Here is a 20972-nt window from a genome sequence, read left to right as displayed (position 1 = left end):
TTCGTCCTGAGCCAGGATCAAACTCTCGATTAAAAGTTTGTAGCTCTTGTTTTGTTACTTAATTTATTTGCTAGCGAAATTGACTTCGCAAATATGTTGCGCCCCGAAGGGCGACCCTACACATTTGGTTTATCAAAACTTTGTTCAGTTTTCAAAGATCTACTGTGTTGAAACAGCATTTTAATTATATCATATAACTAATCGTCTGTCAAACACTTCTAAAAATTATTTATCACTTAGAAGTTATAGCTCCGTAAGCAACATATAACATGTTATCACGATTAGAAATAAATAACAAGTGTTTTTCAAAAACATTTTAATTATTTATTTCCTTACTCATTACTGAGTGACTCGCTTTTGACAACTTTTATATCTTACCAACTTAATACGGCTAGGTCAAGCACTTATTACTAAAAAATTGATTAAATGATTAATTTATTCCTATAAGCATTAAATCCAACTAATACCTTCTATATAAAATTCTACTGAACGGGACACAAAAAGGGCGTTAGAACAACTTATCATTGTTCTAACGCCCTTCATTACAACTTACCGTGCTTTAGATTGCAAGTATTTAGTATAGTAGCTTGCGAGTAAGTCAGAAATCCGACCGCCGACTGTTTCATAGTCCTTATCTGGACGGTTAGCAAGCGAGATTCTTAAGTACCCCGCCTTGGTTCCCATCCCAGCACCATCCATTACAACAACCCCATATTCCGCTGCGAGGCGCCATTCAAATTCAAGATGATTACAGTTTTGTTCGAGATATGCTCTAAAATCTTTAGAATATTTCGATTCCGCTAATTTATAGATACTAAAAACAGTATAGTATTCTGCATTTTCCTCACTTGTCTTAACGACTAACCCTAACGATTCCCAAAAAGCCTTGTAACGGCAGCTAACAATTTTCTTGGATGCTGTCACATACGGATCTTCTTGCCCTTCATAAATCAGATTCGTCAAACTAAAGAGTGCCATGGTAATTTGTTGCGGTGTTGATAACCCGGCTGCATGGTATAACCCAATGTTTCGACTATCCGCTACCGTTCGATCGATAAAACTCATTTCGTGCGGTTTATTTGTAACGTACGAATATCGTTTTCGGAAAGCTTCTCTAATAACAGGATCTTCTGCTGTCATTTCTTCAATCAACTTATCGAAAATATTATCGTCATGCATCGCGATTAAACCAATCCGTTGACCAGTTGCCCCATATAATTTAGAGAATGAGTACACTAACAATGTATTATGTGGCACAACTGAATAGATAGTCTTAAAATCATCGACAAACGTGCCATAAACATCATCCGTAATAATCACGAGGTTCGGATTGGCTTCAACGACTTCTTTCAACTTATCTAGTGCATGGTCACTAAAAGCTCTAGAAGTTGGGTTGGTTGGGTTCACCACGAAAAAGGCTTTAACATTTGGATCCTTCAACTCTTCAAATTTATGATCGACCAATTGCCAGTCATCAGATTCATCAGAACTAACGTTAAACTCTTGTAGTTTAAATTCATTTAGTTCTGGAATCTGCAAGTACGGTGTAAAGATTGGCGTATTAATCGCAATCGTATCACCCGCCTCTAAAATATGGCTGACCTTTAGCTCATTAAAGAGATAGACCATCGCAGCTGTCCCACCTTCAGTTGGAAAGACCTTCGTCTTATCTGATAGATGTTCACCGCGATAGAGATTCACTTCTAGATACCGGTTTAAAATCTTTTCAACATTCACTAAACTGCGTGATGGTTCTGGATAATGGTTGCCAATAACGCCATCGACCCATTCAAAGACCAGCTCATCTTGGTTGATATGCATGACGTCTCGGGTGTAAGCCAAGGCCTGCTTCAAAAAAGCATCCACCGGATTATCACCATCTAAGAACTGATTGAAGCGTTCCGCGATACCTGTTTGATCGGTGTAGCCAGCAAGATTACCATCGTCTAAGTTAATTGTTTGTAAGGATTCTTTCATCCCAAATTCAACAATCCGATTAAAGGCAAATCTTGCTTGTGTATTAATCCAATTCGGATTGCCGCGCCCGACATTAATCGCCCGTAAACCACGACTGTTTGTCAGTGCATATTTATAAAAGAGCGCTGCGACTTCAAAGTTCGACATCTGGGTTAATTTTGTTACATCAATTTTATCCATATGACCTCCGCCAATATTAGTTAAGTTAGTCATTTATCCCCATAAGCTTAACACTTGTCTGTTATAGATACAGTATATATTAAAAATAAATCATCAAGATTTAATCAAGGACTCAACATCCAGCACTTTATCGATCCAATCGCCTTGATAAAAGTCCTCTTCATGGGTCACTAGCAAGACGCCGCCCTCAAATTCTTGGATGGCTTTGCGCAATGCGTTCTTCGTATCATCGTCTAAATGGTTCGTTGGTTCATCTAATAGAAGGAAGTTACTTGAGGTTAAGAGCAATTCGGCGATTTTAACCTTTGATTGCTCGCCACCGCTGAGTTGTTTCAACGGCTTCATCGCCTCTTCAGCAGTTAGTCCTGTCCGGGATAATACTTGGCGAAGTTCCTTTTGCTTTTGCTCTGGATATTCACCTTGTAAATATTGGAGTGGGGTTGCCATGTTGTTAGGCCACTTCAAGTCCTGCTTGAAGTAACCAAACTTGACCGTGCTGGCAATTTCAAAGTCACCGCTAATCGCTGGAATTTCTTTAATGATAGTTTTAATCAGCGTTGACTTACCAATCCCATTAAACCCTTTGAGGACCACTTTTTGATCCCGACCAATTGAGAAGTTTAAGGCTGGCAATAGCGCATTTTCGTAACCAATCTCTAGATCATTGGTCGTCAATAGAATCTGACTGGCTGTTGCGTGGTATGGAAAACGGAAGTTAGCCTTCACGCGATTACTTGGGGGCGTCAAAATATCCATATGGGCTAATTGCTTTTCACGACTCTTGGCAATTGTTGACCGTGAACCAGCTTTATACTTACGGATATAAGCCTTTGTCTTTTCAATTTTCTTTTGTTGATTCTCATAAGCCTTCATATAGCTAGCTTGGTTATCGGCTTTTTGGCGGAAGGCCTGTTGGAGCGTTCCGGTATATTTGGTAATCTTCCCAAATTCGATATCGGCAATACAGGTTGTTACCCGTTCTAAGAAATCATAATCATGGGAAATTGTAATGAAGGCCCCTTCGAAGTTATTCAAATAATCACTGAGCCAATCGATATGATTGGTATCCAAATAATTGGTTGGTTCATCCAATAACAACATATCCGGTTCTTCTAATAGTAACTTCGCTAAAATAATCTTCGACCGCTGGCCCCCACTAAGTTGTGAAACGTCATGGTCCATCCCCAGCGCATCAATCCCCAAACCAGTTGCAACTTGCATAACCCGCGTATCAATTTCATAGAAGTTCTTGGCTTCTAGTAACTCTTGAATCGCACCCGCTTTTTCGAGTAGTTGGTCATCTAAACTCGTTGCGTAGTCGGCGTAGTATTGACTCATCCGTTCTTCCTGAGCATACAAATCTGCAAAAGCTGTTTTTAGGAATTCAAAAATGGATAAACCCGGCGCTAATTTGGCGTATTGATCCAAATAACCAATCTTGATGTTCTTTTGCCAGGTTACTTTACCCTCATCTGGTAAAATAGCGCCTGTTAAAATGTTAATCAAGGTACTTTTACCGACCCCATTTTGACCGGTAATCCCCATGTGTTCGCCTTTATTGACCTGGAACCCGGCGTCATCATAAAGTTGTTTGTCTAAAAATTGTTGACTTAGTCCTTCGACTTTTAAAATGCTCATTGTCTTTTCCTACTTTCTTTCCAATAAAAAACAGGGGTAGCATCTAGCTACCCCTGTCGCGATTACAATCACTGACTTTATCGACCGCCATCTATAAAAGACACCACAAAATAAGCAACCCAAAAGTCGCATATTACCGTGAGCATTCTTCTATAGATGACTTTTAATCAATATTAGGCTCTACACGCTGTGTCATCTTCAAATGTGTAGAGCAAAGCTTCATAATTAATGGCCGTTCAATTGTCATTGTTCTCGACACCTTTTCAATAAGTTAGGTTAATGTTAACACAGTTCTAATTGGGAAGCAAAATCGCTTAGCCTACCCGATCACGTAGCTTAGCCAATAATTCCGCACGTTTCCGCCGTGGAATAATCAAGCGTAAATCACCACGAATAATAGGATAGTCCTTGGCATTCCCGTGCATCAATTCAGCTAAATCCTTGCTGTCCAAGCCTTGATTGATAACCTCAATTTTAATCATTTCGGCTAAATAGGTACTATAAAAAGTGTTATAGCCTAGATAGAGTCCAATAATGACACTCGCTAAAATTGAAAGCCACAAACTGATGTGTAAAATACTGTACAAAATTAACATACCACAGATGATTGAAATCACTGCAGCGACAATTCCTAATATGACCGTATGTCTTGGGGCATCTTTCATGTGCGCCACCTTCTTCTTAAATAATCAATAATAATCCTAATATAGCGGAGTTGCGCTCAAGAAGCAATCAAAAATTAACCGCTTCCTTCTATTACTATTATACTGAATTACGCAGCACTTTAGCAGTTAAATGACTTAAAAATTGCTTAAATAGTCATCCGCCTTTAGTAAAATGGGATTCTAGCTATTGTAAAAATTATGTATATATTGTAAATTTTTCTGTTTTTATCGCCAAAAACAGTCTAGAATTGGAGTAGTGCTTTTTTAATCTTAATATAAAGAGGATAACTTAAACGATATGAAAAACATTGCTTTGAACATCCGAGATTTTTTCTTAGATGACAAATTACTTCTCGCCGCAACGATTGCAGCTATTGTCACCTCATTTTTCAATCGACCCCATCTTAGTTATGTTAATTTTCACGTGATCGTCAGCGTCTTTTGTATTATGACACTCGTCCAAGTTTATCAACGACTACATGTGCTCGATTACTTCGCACGGGAACTGATTATTAAGAGTCATTCCAAACGTGCTTTAATGCAGATGCTTTTAGCACTGACCTTTGTTGGGGCAATGTTTCTAACCAATGATATGACGGTCTTAACTTTTGTACCGTTGTTCATCCTAATTGCGCGGCAACTTGATTTTTCACCGATTTTACCTGTCACGTTAATCACGATTTCGGCTAATCTCGGTTCATCCCTCACACCATTTGGGAGCCCGCACAATATTTTCCTCGTATCGTTCTACCATATGACGATTCGCCATTTCTTTGAATATTCAATCCCGGTCTTAATTGTTAGTATCATTATGTTGACCGCCACAACGTTTCTTTTTCCAAAGGAACCCATCAAACTCCATGGTCTCCATCCAGTTGAAGTTGAAAAAGGGCCTTTATGGTATTTCGTCCCCCTCACAGTGGTTGTTTTCTTAGCAGTCTTCTCATTGATTCCATTATGGGTCACACCTATCTTGGTCATCATTGCGATTTTAGTATTTGATGCGAAGCTTTTCAAAACAGTCGATTATGGTTTATTGTTAACTTTCTTCTGCTTCTTCATCGCAGTTGGTAACTTAAGCCACATCCCAACAATCGCAACTTTCATGCGTTCGCTTGTTGGTACTGCTAAACAAACCTATCTTACAGGCCTCATTAGTTGTCAATTAATCGCTAATGTCCCAACTGAAATTTTACTATCAAGCTTTACCAACCACAGTCACGCAATGTTCTTAGCCATCAACATCGGTGGGGTCGGCACAATGTTCGCCTCACTTGCTAACTTAATTGCTTACAAACGTTTCAAAAAAGGCTGGGGTAAAGATATTGGTAAATTCTTAGTCGTCTTTACTGGTATGAACTTCTTGTTCTTAATCATCTTAGGAACATTTGGCTACTTCTTAATCTAATCACAAAGAGCACCAAGACATTAGTCTTGGTGCTCTTTTTATTTGTGTTAAAAATAGTCCCACAACATCGGTTGCGTCTGATTGAAGGCCGCGCTTAACTGAGCGATTTTAGCCGCATCACCACTGAACTGACCGTAATGCGCTTGCGATGCCAGTGTGCGATAGCCCATCATCGCCTTGGTGAGCTGTTGAATAATTACCGTGATATCCGCCGTTTGGCTCGCCAATTTCGTTACCGTCGGTTGGCCCGCGTGTAAACTTAATTGCCAAACACCACTATTCTCGGGTAAAAAGTCATCGCTAACAGCAATCTTCACTGCCTCAAGGTCTGCTACTTCATACGGATAACGTGCTAAGAAATCAGCCAACGACACAATCCGCGCCATCATATAGGGTATCGTTGTTGTTTCAACAATTGTCGGATCCGGTAATAAATCACCCAAGTTAGTTGTCAAACCACTCTCGTAGCGAATGGTTTGATAGGCCGATTGATGTTTAAAAATGAACTTAACCAGTTGTTCCTGACTGGCAACCGTTGATGTCAATAACTCTTGAATCTCTAAAGTTGTCGCCTGACGGCTATAAATCACATAGCCTGCTACTTTTTGGTCGCCGTCAGTATAAACGGCTACTTCCCAATCAATATGCTTCAAACAATTATACTGCCACCACCACGCGGCCCGTTGGATACCGCCAACCTGGTTATGCGGATGTTGCTGTTGGAAGACACTGATTAATGGCACAGCGGCGCTTAACGATAATCGTTCAACGTGCCCTTGATCCGGCGCAAATTTAAGACGCGGCAAGTCCGCCGTTTTAATCTGATAACAAGTTTGCTCGAAAGCTTGTTCATAACCAAACCGCCGATAAAAAGGATACGAAAAAGGCGCTAAATAAGATAACGTGACGCCATCTGCTTGCATCCGCTCAAAAGCTAAGTGCATTAAATCAGAGATGCCACCTTGGCCCGAAAATTCTGGGTAACTGGCAACATAACCAATACCACTCATCTTAAATGTTTGTCCCTTGAAATTAACATTAAACGGCGTCGCTAATAAACTACTCTTCAAATGACCCTGATCAAAAACGCCAAAACCGACACTGTTCTGATACAGTTTTTGGAAGAATAACCGCCGTTGCTCACTATCCGGTTTATTAAAGGCGTATTGGGCGAGGTTGTAAAATGCTGGTTCATCAGTTGCTGAGAGTACTCTTTTTTCAATCATACAATAACCCTCCTGAGTTTACTTCTCCTTAACTATAGGGGAGCGTGCCACTCGTTGCAAGCGCTACCGCTTAATCGTAAAAAAAAGAGCTGGGCTAAAATGAATTTTGCCGCAACTCTTTTGAATAATAACTTTTTTAGACAACTAAACTCAATAGTAAGACGCCCACTAAACCGACAATTGAAATTAATGTTTCTAAGACGGTCCACGTTGCCAATGTTTCCTTAACGCTTAAGTCGAAGTATTCCTTAAACATCCAGAAACCAGCATCATTAACGTGTGATGCTGCTAAACTACCAGCACCGATTGAAAGCACCATCAAAGCAGGGTTCACGCCTGCTGATTGCATCAATGGTAATACTAAACCGGCTGCTGTTAATGAAGCAACGGTTGCTGAGCCAAGCGCGATCCGCAAGACAACGGCGATTAACCAACCTAAGACAAGTGGTGATAAGCTCGCATGCGCGAATAATGTTGTCACGCTATCGCCAACACCGCCATCGATTAAGATTTGTTTGAAGGCCCCGCCCCCACCAATTACTAAGAGTAACATAGCGATTGATTTAACCGCTTCTTCAATTGTTTTCATGATTGCTGGTGTCTTAATACGACGACCCCAGCCCATTGTGTACATCGCTAATAGCAATGAAATGGTCATTGCAATCGCTGGTGTGCCGATAAAACCAATGATTGAATCTAATAAGGTTGGGTTCTTTGGTAGTGAACCACCGTTGAATAACATTTGGTAAACCGTTGTGATCGCCATTAAGATTACTGGGAATAATGAGGTCACAACACTAATACCGAAACTAGGTGTTTCTTCTAATTTAAACGTTTTCTGAGGACCAAGTGCCGTCAAGTTCCCTTGACGTGCAAAGGCGTCTGGAATCATTTTCCGCGCCACTTTTGTAAAAAGTGGGCCTGCAATAATCACAGATGGAATCGCAATAATGACACCGTACAATAAAACATGTCCCGCATTAGCACCTAAAGCAGATGTAATCGCAGTTGGTGCTGGATGTGGTGGTAAGAAACCATGAGTCACAGATAAAGCGGCAGCCATTGGAATCCCCAAGTATAAAATCGGTACGCTCGCTTCAACGGCAATCGCAAAGACGATTGGGACTAATAGGACCATCCCAACTTCGAAGAATAAGGCAATCCCGATAATAAATGACGCCAACATAATCGCGATTTGGAGTCGTTTCTTACCAAATTTATCAATTAATGTGTGGGCGATTCTAAACGCCCCACCAGCATCAGCGACGAGCCGGCCCATCATGGCACCAAACCCAAAGACAATTGATAATTCACCTAATTGTCCGCCAATCCCATTTTGAACACTAGTTGCAATTTTAGTCAGTGGCATCCCTAAACCGACACCCACAACCATTGCTGTTAACACTAACGAAACAAACGTGTTCAGTTTGAACTTAATAATGAGTAGTAATAATAACATGATGCCTAATAATAAGACTAAGAGTTCCATAACCATTCCCACTTTCTATTTTGTTTGCGTTTACATTGAACTAATAAATTAAACGCTCAATCCCACTTTTGGTGATTGAACGTTTAATCTTTAATCCTTAGTTGCTTCTTTAACTTGCATATGTCTGCGTTGGAAATCAGCAATTGCACTGTATTCTGGACTCAATTCCCGAGTGAGGCGAATCCAAATTGGAATTAGTTCGCGGTAAACATCGAAGTTTTCTGCTTTTGGTTCGTGAACATTTGTCACACCAATCATGTCTTTAACAGCTGAGAGATCATCCACTAAACCTAATGAATACATCCCTAAAACTGCGGCGCCTAAACATGAACTTTCAAAACTTTCTGGAATTGTCACATCTTGTTCGAAGATATCAGCTAACATTTGACGCCATAATTCTGAGCGGGCAAAACCACCAGTTGCTTGAATACTCTTAGGTTTGCCAGCAACCCCTTCGATCATTAACATCACCATGTAGAGATTATAAACAATCCCTTCTAGTGCTGCACGTACCATGTGAGCCCGTGTATGTTGACGTGTTAAGCCAAAGAATGAACCACGTGCATCAGAATCCCAAATTGGTGCTCGTTCACCGCCCAAGTATGGGTGGAATAATAATCCATCTGAACCGGCTGGAATCTTTTCAGCAATTTGCGTCAAGAGATCATAGGTTGACACTTGCATCTGTTCGGCCGTTAATTTTTCAGGCGCAAAGAGTTGGTCACGAACCCAACGGAAGACAATCCCACCGTTGTTAACAGGTCCACCGACAACCCACTTGTCCTTAGTTAAAGCGTAACAGAATAATCGACCATTTGGATCAACGACTGGTTTATCAACCACCACTCGAACTGCACCACTCGTCCCAATTGTCACTGCCAAAACACCAGGATCAATTGCATTAACCCCTAAGTTAGATAAAACGCCATCGCTCGCACCAAAGATAAATGGAACATCACTACTGATTCCCGTTTCTTGGCTGTAAGTTGTATCTAAACCTGTAATTTGTGCAGTTGGTTCAACTAATTCTGGTAATTGGTCACGGGTAATTCCGGCAACTTCAAGGGCTTGTTGATCCCAATCTAGATTGAAGATGTTAAACAAGCCAGTTGCTGAAGCGATTGAATATTCCATCTTATAAGTATGGAATAATTTTTGGAAAACATATGTTTTAATATCAATGAATTGTGCTGCTTGTTTAAAGAGGTCTGGTTGTTCGTGACGCAACCAAATGATTTTTGATAATGGTGCCATCGGGTGAATAGGCGTTCCGGTATGTTGATAAATCTCGTGCCCTAATCCATTGGCTTTTAATTCGTTACTATATTTAGCAGCGCGGTTATCTGCCCAAGTAATCGCCCGTGTCAACGGTTGATGATTACGATCCATCAAAATTAAACTATGCATTGCAGCTGAGAAACTAACACCTTGTAATTCGCCAGCTTGTACATGTCCTTTGCGCATTACTTTTCCCAGTACTTCTACAACAGCTTCGAAGATTTCATCTGGATCTTCTTCCGCCATATCAGGTACATTTTGGTATAGTGGATAGCCAACATTAGCGTAGGCCTTCACATTTCCCTTTAAATCATATAGGACAGCTTTAGTACTTGTTGTTCCAATATCGGCACCAATCATATATTTCATCATTAATTACCTCGTTTGTTTGTTGTTTAAAACCGAATTATTTCTTATCGACAGCGTGGCCACCAAATTCGTTTCTTAAAGCGGCAACAACTTTGCCTGTAAAGGTATCATCTTCAAGTGAGCGATAACGCATCATCAATGATAACCCAATTACTGGCGTTGGTACTTGTAATTTCAAGGCTTCATCCAATGTCCATTGGCCTTCACCTGAAGAATGCATAATGCCTTTTAAAGATTCTAATTCTGGATCTTTAGAAAAGGCTGATTGTGCTAATTCCATTAGCCAACCGCGAATTACTGAACCGTTACTCCAAACCTTGGCAACTGCTTCGTTGTCATATTCGAAACGGCCGTGTTCTAAGACATCAAAACCTTCTGCGATTGATTGCATCATCCCGTATTCAATCCCGTTATGGACCATCTTCAAGTAATGACCACTCCCAGCTTTACCTGTGTAAAGGTAGCCATCTTCTTGGGCAATTGATTTAAAGATGGGTTCGATTGTCTTGAAGGCTTCGGGGCTGTCGCCACCAATCATGAAGTTCCCGTTAGCGTTGGCACCACTCATCCCGCCTGAAGTACCAGCGTCGAAGAAATGAATCCCTTGTTCTTTTAAAAGTGCATTATGGCGTTCTGAATCTTCAAAGAATGAATTACCACCGTCAATCACCATATCTCCGGCATTCATTTTTTCACTTAATGTTTGAATCGTGGCATCTGTTGGTTTACCAGCTGGTAACATGACCCACACAATTCGAGGACTCGTTAATTGTGCTAAAACATCGTCTAAATCCGTTGCCGCTGTGGCACCTAAGTTAACGGCTTCTTCAACCGCTGCTTGATTTAAATCAAAAGCCACAACTTCGTGACCGTTCCGTCGTAAGTTGGCTACTAAGTTGATACCCATTTTGCCTAAACCGACCATTGCTAATTTCATTTTTAAGTCCCCTATCTGCTTATCCTTTTATCTTACAAACTCATTATATGTAAATTTTTTTCACAATGCAAGCGTTTTATAGAAAATTATTTTCGTATTTTTATTTTTATGCTATACTAGGGCTAATCATTACTAGGGGGTCCCGACAATGGCGCAAGCAATCGATTCATTATTACGATCTTATTATGATAATTTTAGCGAAAAATATAAGCAAATCGCTGACTACATCTTCCAAGAATCACAATTCAATCAGCGTTTAACGATTCAAGAATTTGCCGCCAACTGTGGGGTCTCCACCGCGACAATTTCACGTTTCGCTAAAATATTGGGCTTCGATAATTTTCAAGCCTTCAAGATGGCACTCCTGGCCAAAGAAGCCAACACCTCACCACTTTTTCATGAAATCAATGCAAACGATACTTTTACAACGATGGCCGAAAAAATCTTCAGTTCTAACAGCAACGCGCTAAAAGCTACTTGGTCGCTATTAACTGAAGAACAACTTCAAAAAGCGGTCGCCTTAATCAACCGCGCCCATCTGCTTAGTTTATTTGGTTTGGGGGCTTCCGGGATTGTGGCCCAAGATGGTTACCACAAATTCCTCAGAACCAGCATCCCCACAGTCTTCAACCAAGATTATCATCTACAACTCATGCAAGCGACAAAACTAACTAATCAAGATTGCGCGATTATCATTTCACACAGTGGTCAAAATAAGGACGCTTTAGAACTCGCCCGCATTCTAAAAGAGCGCCAAGTCCCACTGATTGTCATCACCAGTTTCGGTAATTCAAGTCTTGCCAAGCTCGGCGATATCACCTTACTTTCAATTTCAGAAGAAACTAATTATCGGGCCGAAGCGCTGCATGCTTTAATCGCCCAAATCAGTCTTATCGATAGCCTCTTCATGATGGTGGCCGTCAATAATGGTCAAGAAACAGAACAAAGCTTTAAGGAAATCAGAGCCGAAATCGATCGAACCCGACAATAAAACGAGAACTATCAAAAAGAGGTACCGACAAGAAATTGTCGGTACCTCTTCTTTTTTAGCGATCAACCGTGATATTTTGGGAAATGGGTGCCGTCTCACCGGCTTGGCCATCTCTAAGAGAACCATTTTGAACGGTGATGTTAACCTTGTTCCCCGGTTTAGGAGTTAGCTTAATAATATCGATACCTTGTGCGCCAGCGTATTGCTTTAGAACAATACCGCCACCTGCTAAGCTTGTTTTATTCCCCGCAGGTTCTCCTTGTTCTTCTCTGTATTGGATGTTTTGCGCGGCCACTATCGCTTGTGCTTCGGCTGCCGAAATAGGACTCACCGCACTAGTCGTCGGTTGACTCGTATTTGCCTGTCCACTGCCTTGCCCACTAACAATATTGGCAAAGCCCGTCTTCAAATCCGTATTAGCAGTGACGCTGAAATGGAGCCGGTTATCTGGTGTCCCCTTATCAAGACCACTGGTTGCCCATTATGGAACGTAAATAAGTATAAGTGACCCCCAACTGTCCCGCCATCGACATCGCAATAGATTGCAACAACGTTATAGTCCGCACTACCGGTACCATCAGTACTCCAAGCCGCCGTCACTGGCGTATCGTCGACCGCTAAATCGGTCTGGGCTAACTTACTAGGAAAATGAATACCAGCATAATCAGTATCCCGTGTTAAATCGTAAGATTGATACGTTTGGCCCATCGTCGTTCCCCAACCACTCATAAAGGTTGCCAAGGCTTGTTTCTTGCTACTATCCCACAACGCCTTTGCTTGTTTGGTCTGCGACTGTGATTGTGCTTGCTGTTTTGTCCGCGACACACTCGAAGTCGTTTCTTTACGGACTTGCTTTTGACTGCTGGTTACTGATGTCACTTTTTTAGAATGGCTGGTACTAGTACTAGTTGATTTGGTTGTTTGTTCACCTTTAGCTGAACAAGCGCCCAATAAGCTAACCACCGCAACCGTTAAGATAAGACTGTAACTCTTTTTCATCATTAATATCCCCCAATATCATTTTTAACCACCAGTTCTTAAAATTGACAGTCCCCTGCTTAAAATCTGATAATTAATAGTTGTATTATACCGTTAACAAATCATTATTGCTACTTTTTTTACAAAAAGATAGCTTTTACGCTCTTTTAACAATTTAAAGAAACCTCTATCGTTAAAGTTAGATAATCATGATAGGAGCTTACCGAATGCTAGATACAATTAGTCAGATGATTCGCGAACACCGTAAGCAGCTAGGGCTAACCATTGAAGAACTGGCCGAGAAATCTGGCAGTTCTTACAGCTTTATTTCTCGGATTGAACGCGGTGAAGTTGATAACTTAAAAATTAAGAAACTCAACGATATTGCCGAAGCATTGGGGATTGAGCTAATTGACTTTTTTGGCGATCCAGCACTATCAGGTGCTCAAACCTTAAAGTTGGTGCATTACCTAACGCAACTCCCTGAAGATAAGCGTGAAGAAGTATCGGCTGCACTTTTAAAAATCATTCAACTCTAACCTAAAAAGGGCACGTACAAGTTAGCTTGTACGTGCCCTTTTTAATATTTTTAATTGAAAACCATGCCGCCATCGATAATTAAAGCTTGACCAGTCATATAATTAGAATCTGGTCCAGCCAAATAAGCAACACAGGCTGCCACATCTTCTGGTTCTGATAAGCGACCTAAAGTGATGTCTTTGGCAAATTGTTGCATGCCCCATTCATCATCTTTGCCCGCATTTTGACCAACTTTATGTGCGATATCCATCATCATTGGTGTTTTAACGATCCCTGGACAATAAGCATTAACCGTAATCCCTTGATCAGCTAAATCACGGGCTGCAGTTTGTGTAATCCCCCGAATCGCAAATTTAGTGCCACCATATAAAGCAAGTTCTGGATTACCGACTTGCCCAGCTTGTGATGAAGCATTGATGATTTTGCCACCATGACCAAGGTCTCTGAAGGCTTTAACGGCTGCTTGAATGCCCCAGTAAACACTACCAACATTAATCGCATATACTTTTTCAAATTGTTCTGGTGTAATGGTTTCGATTGGGGTTGTTGGGCCGACACCTGCGTTATTCACAACAACATCTAACCCACCCAGTTCAGCAACCGTTGTTTCAACTGCTGCAAATACTTGATCACGATCAGAAACGTCAACCTTAACTGCGATAGCCCGGCCCGTTTCGTTAATTTCAGCTGCAACTGCTTGGGCACCTTCTAAATTGAAATCAGCGATGGCAACTGCAAAACCGTCATTTGAAAGACGGTGCGCGATGGCTTTACCAATTCCTTGTGCTGCACCTGTAATAAACGCTACTTTTTTTGTCATAATCAGTACCTCCTAATTGTATAAGTTAATTATACAATTAAAACGGTTACATTGATAGCGCTAACCATTATTTATCGTGATAAGCGGGCACCGCCGCCACTTTGTGCGATTGCTTCAATTTCTGCTTCACCAATTAAATTAAAGTCGCCAGCAATCGTCAATTTGGCCACACTAGCTGCTAAGCCGAATTGCAACATCTCATCAGGCGTAAAGTTATTTAATAACCCGTGCATTAAGCCCGCGCCAAAGGCATCTCCGGCAGCGACCCCTTCCATAACGTGCATTTGATAAGTGCCCGTTTCAAAGAATTGGTCATCCTTTAATAACAATGCTAGCCACTCGCTATCTTCAACGGACCGAATATTCCGTAAGATGCTGGCAACCATTTGGCAGTTAGGGAAAATCTGCCGGACTTGTTGCATCGCTGCTTTAAAAGATTCTTTTTGCGCGATACCGTGACTCTCATCCCCATCAAAGGCTTGAATTCCGAGTGTTGCTTCAAAGTCTTCATCATGAGCAATACAGATCGTGACATACGGCATTAAGCGTTTAATCGTTGCTTGCGCCTGTTCTGGTGACCATAACTTCCCGCGGTAGTTTAAATCACAAACTACTGGAATATCGTGAGCTTGACAATATTGGCAAGCTGTCTCGGCTGCTTGCGCCAATTCAGCCGAAATGGCGGGTGTAATGCCTGAGAAATAGAAATAATCAATGTCTTCAAAAATCGTTTTCCAATCAAATTCACTAGCGGCCATTGTCGCAAAACTACTATGTGCCCGATCATAAACAACATTAGTTGAACGAACACTGGCACCTTTTTCAAAGAAATATAAGCCTAAGCGGCCATCACCATATTGAATCTTAGTCGTATCAACACCGTATCCTCGCAAAGTTTGCATGCCCTTTTGCCCTAATAGATTCTCCGGCAGCTTCGTTAAATAAGCGACCTGATCCCCTAAAAGTGCCAACGAAACAGCGACGTTCGCTTCTGCACCACCATATGAGGCTTCAAAACTATCCGCTTGTAATAAACGTTGATTCCCCGGCGTCTTCAAACGCATTAACATTTCACCAAAAGTTAAAACTTTCATCCTAAATCCCCCTACTGACGCTATTTGATTTCTAGTATACCGCTAAATGTAAGGGGTTACACTGAGTGCTTGCAAAATCTTAATATCTGATACAAAAAAAGTGTCACAGATTAGTTATCCGTGACACTTCTTCTTTATTTAATTTCGGCTAATGTTTTTTCAAGATGTGCTAAGACACGGTCTTTACCTAATAATTCGATTGAATCTGGTAATGATGGGCCATGCATTTCGCGCGTCGTTGCAATCCGGATTGGCATGTACAATAGACGACCTTTGATCTTCGTATCTTTTTGGATGCCTTTGACAATTTGCATAATCCGTGGTGCTGTGAATAATGTCAAATCTTTCAAGCGTTCGCTGAATTCCTTCAAAACAACAGGTGCTGTTTCGTTATTTAATTCTTCAAGCGCTTCGGCATCTAATTGTTCAGGTTCTTCGAAGAAGACATCTGACATTTCAACGATTTGAGCTGTGTAACTCATTTGATCTTGGTATAACGCGATCAAATGACGCGCCCATTCGATAGTCTTGCTATCAGGATTTGCGGCGATTTTACCCGCTTTAATCAAGCTATCCAATGAAAGATCCATGATCTTGTTAGGGTCTGATTGTTTAACGTATTGGTTATTTACCCATTCGAGTTTCTTTTGATCGAAACTAGCAGGCGATTTGCTCAAACGTCTTGGATCAAATTGTTTGATGAATTCTTGACGGTTAAACAATTCGCTTTCGCCAACTGGTGACCAGCCTAATAAAGCAATAAAGTTAAACATTGCTTCTGGTAGGTAACCCAATTCGCGATATTGTTCGATAAATTGAAGCACAGATTCATCACGTTTACTTAGTTTCTTACCTGTTTCAGTATTGATGATTAATGTCATGTGACCAAAAATTGGTGGTTCCCAGCCAAAGGCTTCGTAAACGGCCAATTGTTTTGGTGTGTTGGCGATATGATCGTCACCACGTAAGACGTGTGTGATTTCCATCAAATGATCATCAACGACAACGGCAAAGTTATAAGTTGGCATGCCGTCACGTTTCATGATGACAAAGTCGCCACCTAAACGATCTGATTCAAAGCTGATTTCACCTTTAACGATGTCATCAAACTTATAAACATGATCCTTAGGTAAACGAAGACGAACAACTGGTTGCAAGCCTTTTGCTCTAGCAGCTTCTTGGCTGGCCTTAATTTCATCATCGCTCATACCTTCATATTCGTAAACGTAACGAGGTGCTTCACCAGCAGCCTTTTGTGCTTCACGTTCTGCCGTTAATTCATCTTCTGTTTTATATGATTCGTAAGCAAGACCCTTTTCAACTAATTCTTGAATAAGGGGTGTATAGATTTCGCGACGTTCTGATTGGCGGTAAGGACCATAGTTACCAGGTTTGTCTGGACCTTCATCCCAATCCATGCCTAACCATTTTAAGTTATCTAACTGACTGTTTTCACCGTCTGCAATGTTTCTTTTCGTATCTGTATCTTCGATCCGGATAACGAAAGTTCCCTTATTGTGACGTGCAAATAAGTAGTTAAATAATGCGGTTCTAGCATTCCCAATGTGCAAATGCCCAGTTGGACTTGGTGCATATCGTACACGGATTTTGTTCTTTGCCATAAATAAAAACGCCTCTTTCTAAAATTATACTTGTCTTCTAGTTTACCGTTATTAACCCTAAAAATAAAGGCTCAGTCACTAGGAATCCATAAAAAAAGAGTCTGGGACAAAATTGATTTGTCCCAGACCCTTCTTCTGATAGCAGAATTCTATAGTTTAAACGTGCTTTTTGAACCATCTTCCTGCGCTTAACCAAATTTACCGAATCGACGATTACATCGTCAATTCGTCAAATCCAGTTAATGCTCAGAAGATAACCGGTTCAAACGCACTCTCACTCTGTTAACGGAGTGGTGTCCATTGCCATTCTTCAACTTCAGGTAAATCAGTACCTTCATCACGAATGTATTGGTTGTGTTTAGCAACCATATCATCCATTGATTGTGCGAATTGGCCGGCTTGGTCACCAAGCACGTCAATTGCGACTTCTTTAGATAAGTTGTAACGATCCATTTGGTTCAAGACACGCATGTCGAATGGTGTTGTGATATCACCATTTTCACGATAGCCATGAACATGGAGGTTATGGTTGTGACGATCGAAGAAGATGTCACGCACTAAGCCTTCGAAACCATGGAAAGCGAAGACAACTGGTTTGTCTTTTGTAAAGTACATATCGAATTCTTCATCTGTTAAGCCACGAGGATCCACTTTAGGTGAACGAAGTTTCAATAGATCAACAACGTTAATGAAACGAATCTTCATGTCAGGATATTGTTTGTGTAAGATTGAGATAGCAGCCAAACTTTCAAGTGTTGGTTCTGTCCCAGCAGCTGCAATCACAACGTCTGGTTCAGCATCTTGATCTGTACTTGCCCAATCAATAATCTTCAAGCCGTTTTTAACTAAGACAGTTGCTTCATCAATTGAGAACCATTGTTGACGTGGGTGTTTTGAAGCAATCACTAAGTTAATTTTTTCTTGGCTTTGGAAGACAGTATTCATTGTTGCCAATAATGTGTTGGCATCAGCTGGTAAGTATTCACGGATGAATTCAGGTTTCTTTTCAGCTAAGTGCGTTAAGACACCTGGATCTTGGTGAGTGTAACCATTGTGATCTTGTTGGAAAACAGTTGAAGTTGCAATCACGTTCAATGAAGGATACTTGTTACGCCATGCTTGTTCGTCTGCTTTTCTTAACCACTTGAAGTGTTGTGTTAACATTGAATCCACAACGCGCAAGAATGATTCGTAACTTGCGAAGAAGCCGTGACGACCTGTTAAGACATAGCCTTCTAACCAGCCTTCAGCTTGATGTTCTGATAATTGTGAATCAAGGACACGGCCTTCTGTTGCCATGAATTGATCATTTGGTTCTTTGATTGGTTCCATCCATTGACGGTTTGTCACATCAAAGATGTGGTTCAAACGGTTTGACATTGTTTCGTCAGGGCCAAAGATTCTGAAGTTTTTGTTTTGATCATTGTCTTTAATAATATCGCGGACATATTCACCTAAAACAATCATGTCTTGCGCAACAACTTTACCATGTTCTGTGTTATCCACAGCGTAGTCACGGTAATCTGGCAAGCGAAGTGGTTTAGGATCAATCCCACCATTTGTAATTGGGTTAGCAGCCATTCGTTTGTCGCCCTTAGGTGCCATTGCAGCGATTTCAGGTTTTAATTGACCTTCAGCTGTAAATAATTCTTCTGGACGATATGACTTCATCCAATCAACTAATGCATCGGCATGTTGCATGTCAGTGCTATCAATTGGCACTGGAATTTGATGTGCACGGAATGAATTTTCGATTGGTACGCCATCCCATGTCTTAGGACCAGTCCAGCCTTTAGGAGCGCGGAAGACGATCATTGGCCATACTGGACGTGATGTATCGCCGTTTTCGCGAGCAGCTTTTTGAATCGCTTGGATTTTTTCGATGGCTTCATCCATTGCAGCAGCAGTTGCTGGGTGCATTTTTTCAGGATCGTCGCCTTCAACAAAGATTGGTGCCCAACCGTTACCTTCGAAGTATTTTGTTAATTCTTCGTCACTCTTACGTGAAAGGATTGTTGGGTTAGAAATCTTGAAACCATTTAAGTTCAAGATTGGTAAGACAGCACCATCATTTTTAGGATTGATAAATGTGCTTGATAACCATGATGCTGCCAATGGGCCAGTTTCAGCTTCCCCATCACCAACAACAACAGCTGCGATGACGTCTGGGTTGTCTAAAATTGCACCAACACCGTGTGATAATGAATAACCAAGTTCGCCACCTTCGTGGATTGAACCAGGTGTTTCAGGAGCAGCATGAGAAGCAACACCGCCTGGGAATGAGAATTGTTTGAATAATTTCTTCATCCCATCAACATCTTGAGAAATTTCTGGGTAGATTTCTGTATAACTACCGTCTAAGTATGAATTTGAAACCATGACTTGGCCACCATGACCTGGGCCTTCAACGTAGAACATGTTCAAGTCGTACTTGTTAATGGCACGGTTCAAATGTGCGTATAAGAAGTTTTGTCCTGAGATTGTGCCCCAGTGTCCGATTGGTTTAACTTTAACGTCTTTTGCTTCTAAGGGACGTTGTAATAATGGATTGTCTTTTAAATATAATTGGCCTACTGAGATATAGTTAGCTGCTCGCCAAAATGCATCAACTTTAGCAAGGTATTCTTTACTTGAATAATCTGTCATCGTAATAGCACTCCTTTTTTTAAAAAAGCTTCTGATAGGTTCACTTTATGAATAAGTTGCGTGATTTGCAACTTTTATGTTTCTGCTTACATACTTATCATACTAGATAAAAACTAAAAGTCAACCATTTATTATATTGGGTCGTACCAATTTTAAGAAGATAAAAATAACGGTCTATTCCCGACCGCTGACTGAAACAAAAGTATTGTATTTCATGTACTGATAATGAAGTCGCATTGTTGAAAATTCAAATGGTGTCCCATCATCCAAAAAGAAGATGCCTTCCATGATGCCCACGGGTTCAGTTGGCTTTAGTTGCAGCTGATCTTGATCATCTTGCGTAGAAGGTTCTGCAAAAATTGATAAGAAGGCGCGCGTCACTTCTTGATTTTTTTCCGTTTCTAAATAATTAAAAATTGAACCGGAAATAATTTTTTCGGTCAGTCCCGGCATAATCTTAATGGGGATAAACCCGGTTTCAATCATGAACGGTTCGTCATCAAACAACCGGAGTCGCTTGATTTCGTATACAAAATCATCTGGTTCCAAAAATAAGTCCCGTTGCAATTCTGCACTGGGCTTGATGACTTGGAAATCTAATAACTTAATTCCCGGTTTTCGATCGCCAGCCTTAAAGCTATCGGTAACCCCTAGATTAGAGCCGCTGTAATTAAAAAATGAACCACTCTTTAAATATAAAGGATTAATAAAGGTGCCTGAACCGCGTTTCTTAAAAATGATACCTTGATTAGCCATAACGTTTAACGCCCGCTTCACCGAACTACGACTAACCTGATAATGTTCCGTCAACGTTCTTTCGTCGGGTAATTTCATGCTGGGATAAGCACCCGCATTAATTGCCTTTTTTAAATCTGCAATAATTGTTTGATAAACTAAATCAGCCATGCCAAACTCCTTTTAAGTCCTTTTTAGTTCCTGCCTCATTATACAGGATTCTGTCCGGGCGTCTACTTTTTTAGCGTACAAAAAAAGTGTTAAATAGTTATCTACTTAACACTTCTTCAACGATTCTTGAGTTGGGCTAGCTGGATTCGAACCAGCGCATGACAGGATCAAAACCTGTTGCCTTACCGCTTGGCCATAGCCCAATAAA

Annotated in this window: 17 protein-coding genes and 1 tRNA gene; 3 read left to right on the top strand and 15 right to left on the bottom strand. The window is 40.9% G+C overall.

All coding sequences use genetic code 11. The annotated features are described in order from the left end of the window. Window positions 1–549: 549 nt before the first annotated feature. The 3 genes from NDN60_RS08415 to NDN60_RS08405 form a co-directional block, all read right to left on the bottom strand. Window positions 550–2157: a bifunctional aspartate transaminase/aspartate 4-decarboxylase gene (locus NDN60_RS08415; protein ID WP_056947364.1), complete on the bottom strand. Its 1608-nt coding sequence runs from the start codon at window positions 2155–2157 to the stop codon at window positions 550–552. Window positions 2158–2250: 93 nt separating this feature from the next. Further along, on the bottom strand, window positions 2251–3795 hold the full coding sequence (locus NDN60_RS08410) for an ABC-F family ATP-binding cassette domain-containing protein (protein WP_011374015.1): 1545 nt from the start codon (window positions 3793–3795) through the stop codon (window positions 2251–2253). A gap of 314 nt (window positions 3796–4109) precedes the next feature. Next, window positions 4110–4460 carry a hypothetical protein gene (locus NDN60_RS08405; RefSeq protein WP_056947362.1) on the bottom strand — a complete coding sequence of 117 codons (351 nt, stop codon included), beginning with the start codon at window positions 4458–4460 and terminating at the stop codon, window positions 4110–4112. A 298-nt stretch (window positions 4461–4758) separates the two neighbouring features. On the opposite strand from NDN60_RS08405, the gene NDN60_RS08400 reads away from it, so the two are divergent. Continuing rightward, window positions 4759–5868: an SLC13 family permease gene (locus tag NDN60_RS08400; RefSeq protein WP_099947613.1), complete on the top strand. Its 1110-nt coding sequence runs from the start codon at window positions 4759–4761 to the stop codon at window positions 5866–5868. A 47-nt stretch (window positions 5869–5915) separates the two neighbouring features. On the opposite strand, the gene NDN60_RS08395 is transcribed toward NDN60_RS08400, so the two are convergent. The 4 genes from NDN60_RS08395 to gnd all read right to left on the bottom strand — a co-directional run bounded on the left by NDN60_RS08395 (window position 5916) and on the right by gnd (window position 11167). Beyond that, the gene (locus NDN60_RS08395) at window positions 5916–7094 is read right to left on the bottom strand and encodes a GNAT family N-acetyltransferase (protein WP_099947612.1); all 1179 of its coding nucleotides are present in this window, start codon (window positions 7092–7094) and stop codon (window positions 5916–5918) included. Window positions 7095–7230: 136 nt separating this feature from the next. After that, window positions 7231–8583 (bottom strand): gluconate:H+ symporter, encoded by a 1353-nt coding sequence (locus tag NDN60_RS08390; RefSeq protein ID WP_056947356.1) that lies wholly within the window; start codon window positions 8581–8583, stop codon window positions 7231–7233. 90 nt (window positions 8584–8673) lie between these two features. Beyond that, window positions 8674–10230, bottom strand: coding sequence for a gluconokinase (gene gntK, locus NDN60_RS08385; RefSeq protein ID WP_025016194.1), 1557 nt, complete (start codon window positions 10228–10230; stop codon window positions 8674–8676). A gap of 37 nt (window positions 10231–10267) precedes the next feature. Next, window positions 10268–11167 carry a phosphogluconate dehydrogenase (NAD(+)-dependent, decarboxylating) gene (gene gnd, locus NDN60_RS08380; protein ID WP_076631982.1) on the bottom strand — a complete coding sequence of 300 codons (900 nt, stop codon included), beginning with the start codon at window positions 11165–11167 and terminating at the stop codon, window positions 10268–10270. Window positions 11168–11315: 148 nt separating this feature from the next. On the opposite strand from gnd, the gene NDN60_RS08375 reads away from it, so the two are divergent. After that, window positions 11316–12158: a MurR/RpiR family transcriptional regulator gene (locus tag NDN60_RS08375; protein ID WP_011374006.1), complete on the top strand. Its 843-nt coding sequence runs from the start codon at window positions 11316–11318 to the stop codon at window positions 12156–12158. Window positions 12159–12213: 55 nt separating this feature from the next. Here NDN60_RS08375 and NDN60_RS08370 read toward each other — a convergent pair whose 3' ends face one another. Then, a complete protein-coding gene (locus NDN60_RS08370; RefSeq protein WP_011374005.1) occupies window positions 12214–12567 on the bottom strand; it encodes a hypothetical protein in 354 nt (117 codons plus the stop codon). Next, entirely contained in the window at window positions 12564–13160 is a 597-nt protein-coding gene (locus tag NDN60_RS08365) for a DUF4767 domain-containing protein (protein ID WP_025016195.1), read from the bottom strand. Before NDN60_RS08365 ends, NDN60_RS08370 begins: the two co-directional genes overlap by 4 nt. 203 nt (window positions 13161–13363) lie before the next feature. On the opposite strand from NDN60_RS08365, the gene NDN60_RS08360 reads away from it, so the two are divergent. Next, window positions 13364–13675, top strand: a complete 312-nt coding sequence (locus NDN60_RS08360; protein WP_011374003.1) for a helix-turn-helix domain-containing protein — start codon at window positions 13364–13366, stop codon at window positions 13673–13675. A 50-nt stretch (window positions 13676–13725) separates the two neighbouring features. On the opposite strand, the gene NDN60_RS08355 is transcribed toward NDN60_RS08360, so the two are convergent. The 6 genes from NDN60_RS08355 to NDN60_RS08330 all read right to left on the bottom strand — a co-directional run bounded on the left by NDN60_RS08355 (window position 13726) and on the right by NDN60_RS08330 (window position 20967). Next, complete coding sequence (locus NDN60_RS08355) at window positions 13726–14496, bottom strand: (S)-acetoin forming diacetyl reductase (RefSeq protein ID WP_011374002.1); 771 nt, start codon at window positions 14494–14496, stop codon at window positions 13726–13728. A gap of 71 nt (window positions 14497–14567) precedes the next feature. Further along, a complete protein-coding gene (locus tag NDN60_RS08350; protein ID WP_056947351.1) occupies window positions 14568–15590 on the bottom strand; it encodes a sugar kinase in 1023 nt (340 codons plus the stop codon). Window positions 15591–15724: 134 nt separating this feature from the next. Then, window positions 15725–17212 carry a glutamate--tRNA ligase gene (gene gltX / locus NDN60_RS08345; protein ID WP_056947348.1) on the bottom strand — a complete coding sequence of 496 codons (1488 nt, stop codon included), beginning with the start codon at window positions 17210–17212 and terminating at the stop codon, window positions 15725–15727. Between the two features lie 282 nt (window positions 17213–17494). Beyond that, window positions 17495–19858, bottom strand: coding sequence for a phosphoketolase family protein (locus NDN60_RS08340; RefSeq protein ID WP_011373999.1), 2364 nt, complete (start codon window positions 19856–19858; stop codon window positions 17495–17497). A 174-nt stretch (window positions 19859–20032) separates the two neighbouring features. Further along, the gene (locus NDN60_RS08335; protein ID WP_011373998.1) at window positions 20033–20764 is read right to left on the bottom strand and encodes a GntR family transcriptional regulator; all 732 of its coding nucleotides are present in this window, start codon (window positions 20762–20764) and stop codon (window positions 20033–20035) included. A gap of 131 nt (window positions 20765–20895) precedes the next feature. Beyond that, a tRNA-Gln gene (locus NDN60_RS08330) sits at window positions 20896–20967 on the bottom strand. Between the last annotated feature and the right edge of the window lie 5 nt (window positions 20968–20972).

This window comes from Latilactobacillus sp. (genome assembly GCF_033176295.1).
GTDB lineage: Bacteria > Bacillota > Bacilli > Lactobacillales > Lactobacillaceae > Latilactobacillus > Latilactobacillus sakei.
The sequence above is the reverse complement of the archived record's forward strand: the minus strand, read 5'-3'. Positions and strand labels throughout refer to the sequence as shown.

Bases quoted from the DNA above. Each gene is read 5' to 3' on its own strand.
- NDN60_RS08415 (WP_056947364.1), bottom strand. From the start codon at position 2,157: ATGGATAAAATTGATGTAACAAAATTAACCCAGATGTCGAACTTTGAA.
- NDN60_RS08410 (WP_011374015.1), bottom strand. From the start codon at position 3,795: ATGAGCATTTTAAAAGTCGAAGGACTAAGTCAACAATTTTTAGACAAA.
- NDN60_RS08405 (WP_056947362.1), bottom strand. From the start codon at position 4,460: ATGAAAGATGCCCCAAGACATACGGTCATATTAGGAATTGTCGCTGCA.
- NDN60_RS08400 (WP_099947613.1), top strand. From the start codon at position 4,759: ATGAAAAACATTGCTTTGAACATCCGAGATTTTTTCTTAGATGACAAA.
- NDN60_RS08395 (WP_099947612.1), bottom strand. From the start codon at position 7,094: ATGATTGAAAAAAGAGTACTCTCAGCAACTGATGAACCAGCATTTTAC.
- NDN60_RS08390 (WP_056947356.1), bottom strand. From the start codon at position 8,583: ATGGAACTCTTAGTCTTATTATTAGGCATCATGTTATTATTACTACTC.
- gntK (WP_025016194.1), bottom strand. From the start codon at position 10,230: ATGAAATATATGATTGGTGCCGATATTGGAACAACAAGTACTAAAGCT.
- gnd (WP_076631982.1), bottom strand. From the start codon at position 11,167: ATGAAATTAGCAATGGTCGGTTTAGGCAAAATGGGTATCAACTTAGTA.
- NDN60_RS08375 (WP_011374006.1), top strand. From the start codon at position 11,316: ATGGCGCAAGCAATCGATTCATTATTACGATCTTATTATGATAATTTT.
- NDN60_RS08365 (WP_025016195.1), bottom strand. From the start codon at position 13,160: ATGATGAAAAAGAGTTACAGTCTTATCTTAACGGTTGCGGTGGTTAGC.
- NDN60_RS08360 (WP_011374003.1), top strand. From the start codon at position 13,364: ATGCTAGATACAATTAGTCAGATGATTCGCGAACACCGTAAGCAGCTA.
- NDN60_RS08355 (WP_011374002.1), bottom strand. From the start codon at position 14,496: ATGACAAAAAAAGTAGCGTTTATTACAGGTGCAGCACAAGGAATTGGT.
- NDN60_RS08350 (WP_056947351.1), bottom strand. From the start codon at position 15,590: ATGAAAGTTTTAACTTTTGGTGAAATGTTAATGCGTTTGAAGACGCCG.
- gltX (WP_056947348.1), bottom strand. From the start codon at position 17,212: ATGGCAAAGAACAAAATCCGTGTACGATATGCACCAAGTCCAACTGGG.
- NDN60_RS08340 (WP_011373999.1), bottom strand. From the start codon at position 19,858: ATGACAGATTATTCAAGTAAAGAATACCTTGCTAAAGTTGATGCATTT.
- NDN60_RS08335 (WP_011373998.1), bottom strand. From the start codon at position 20,764: ATGGCTGATTTAGTTTATCAAACAATTATTGCAGATTTAAAAAAGGCA.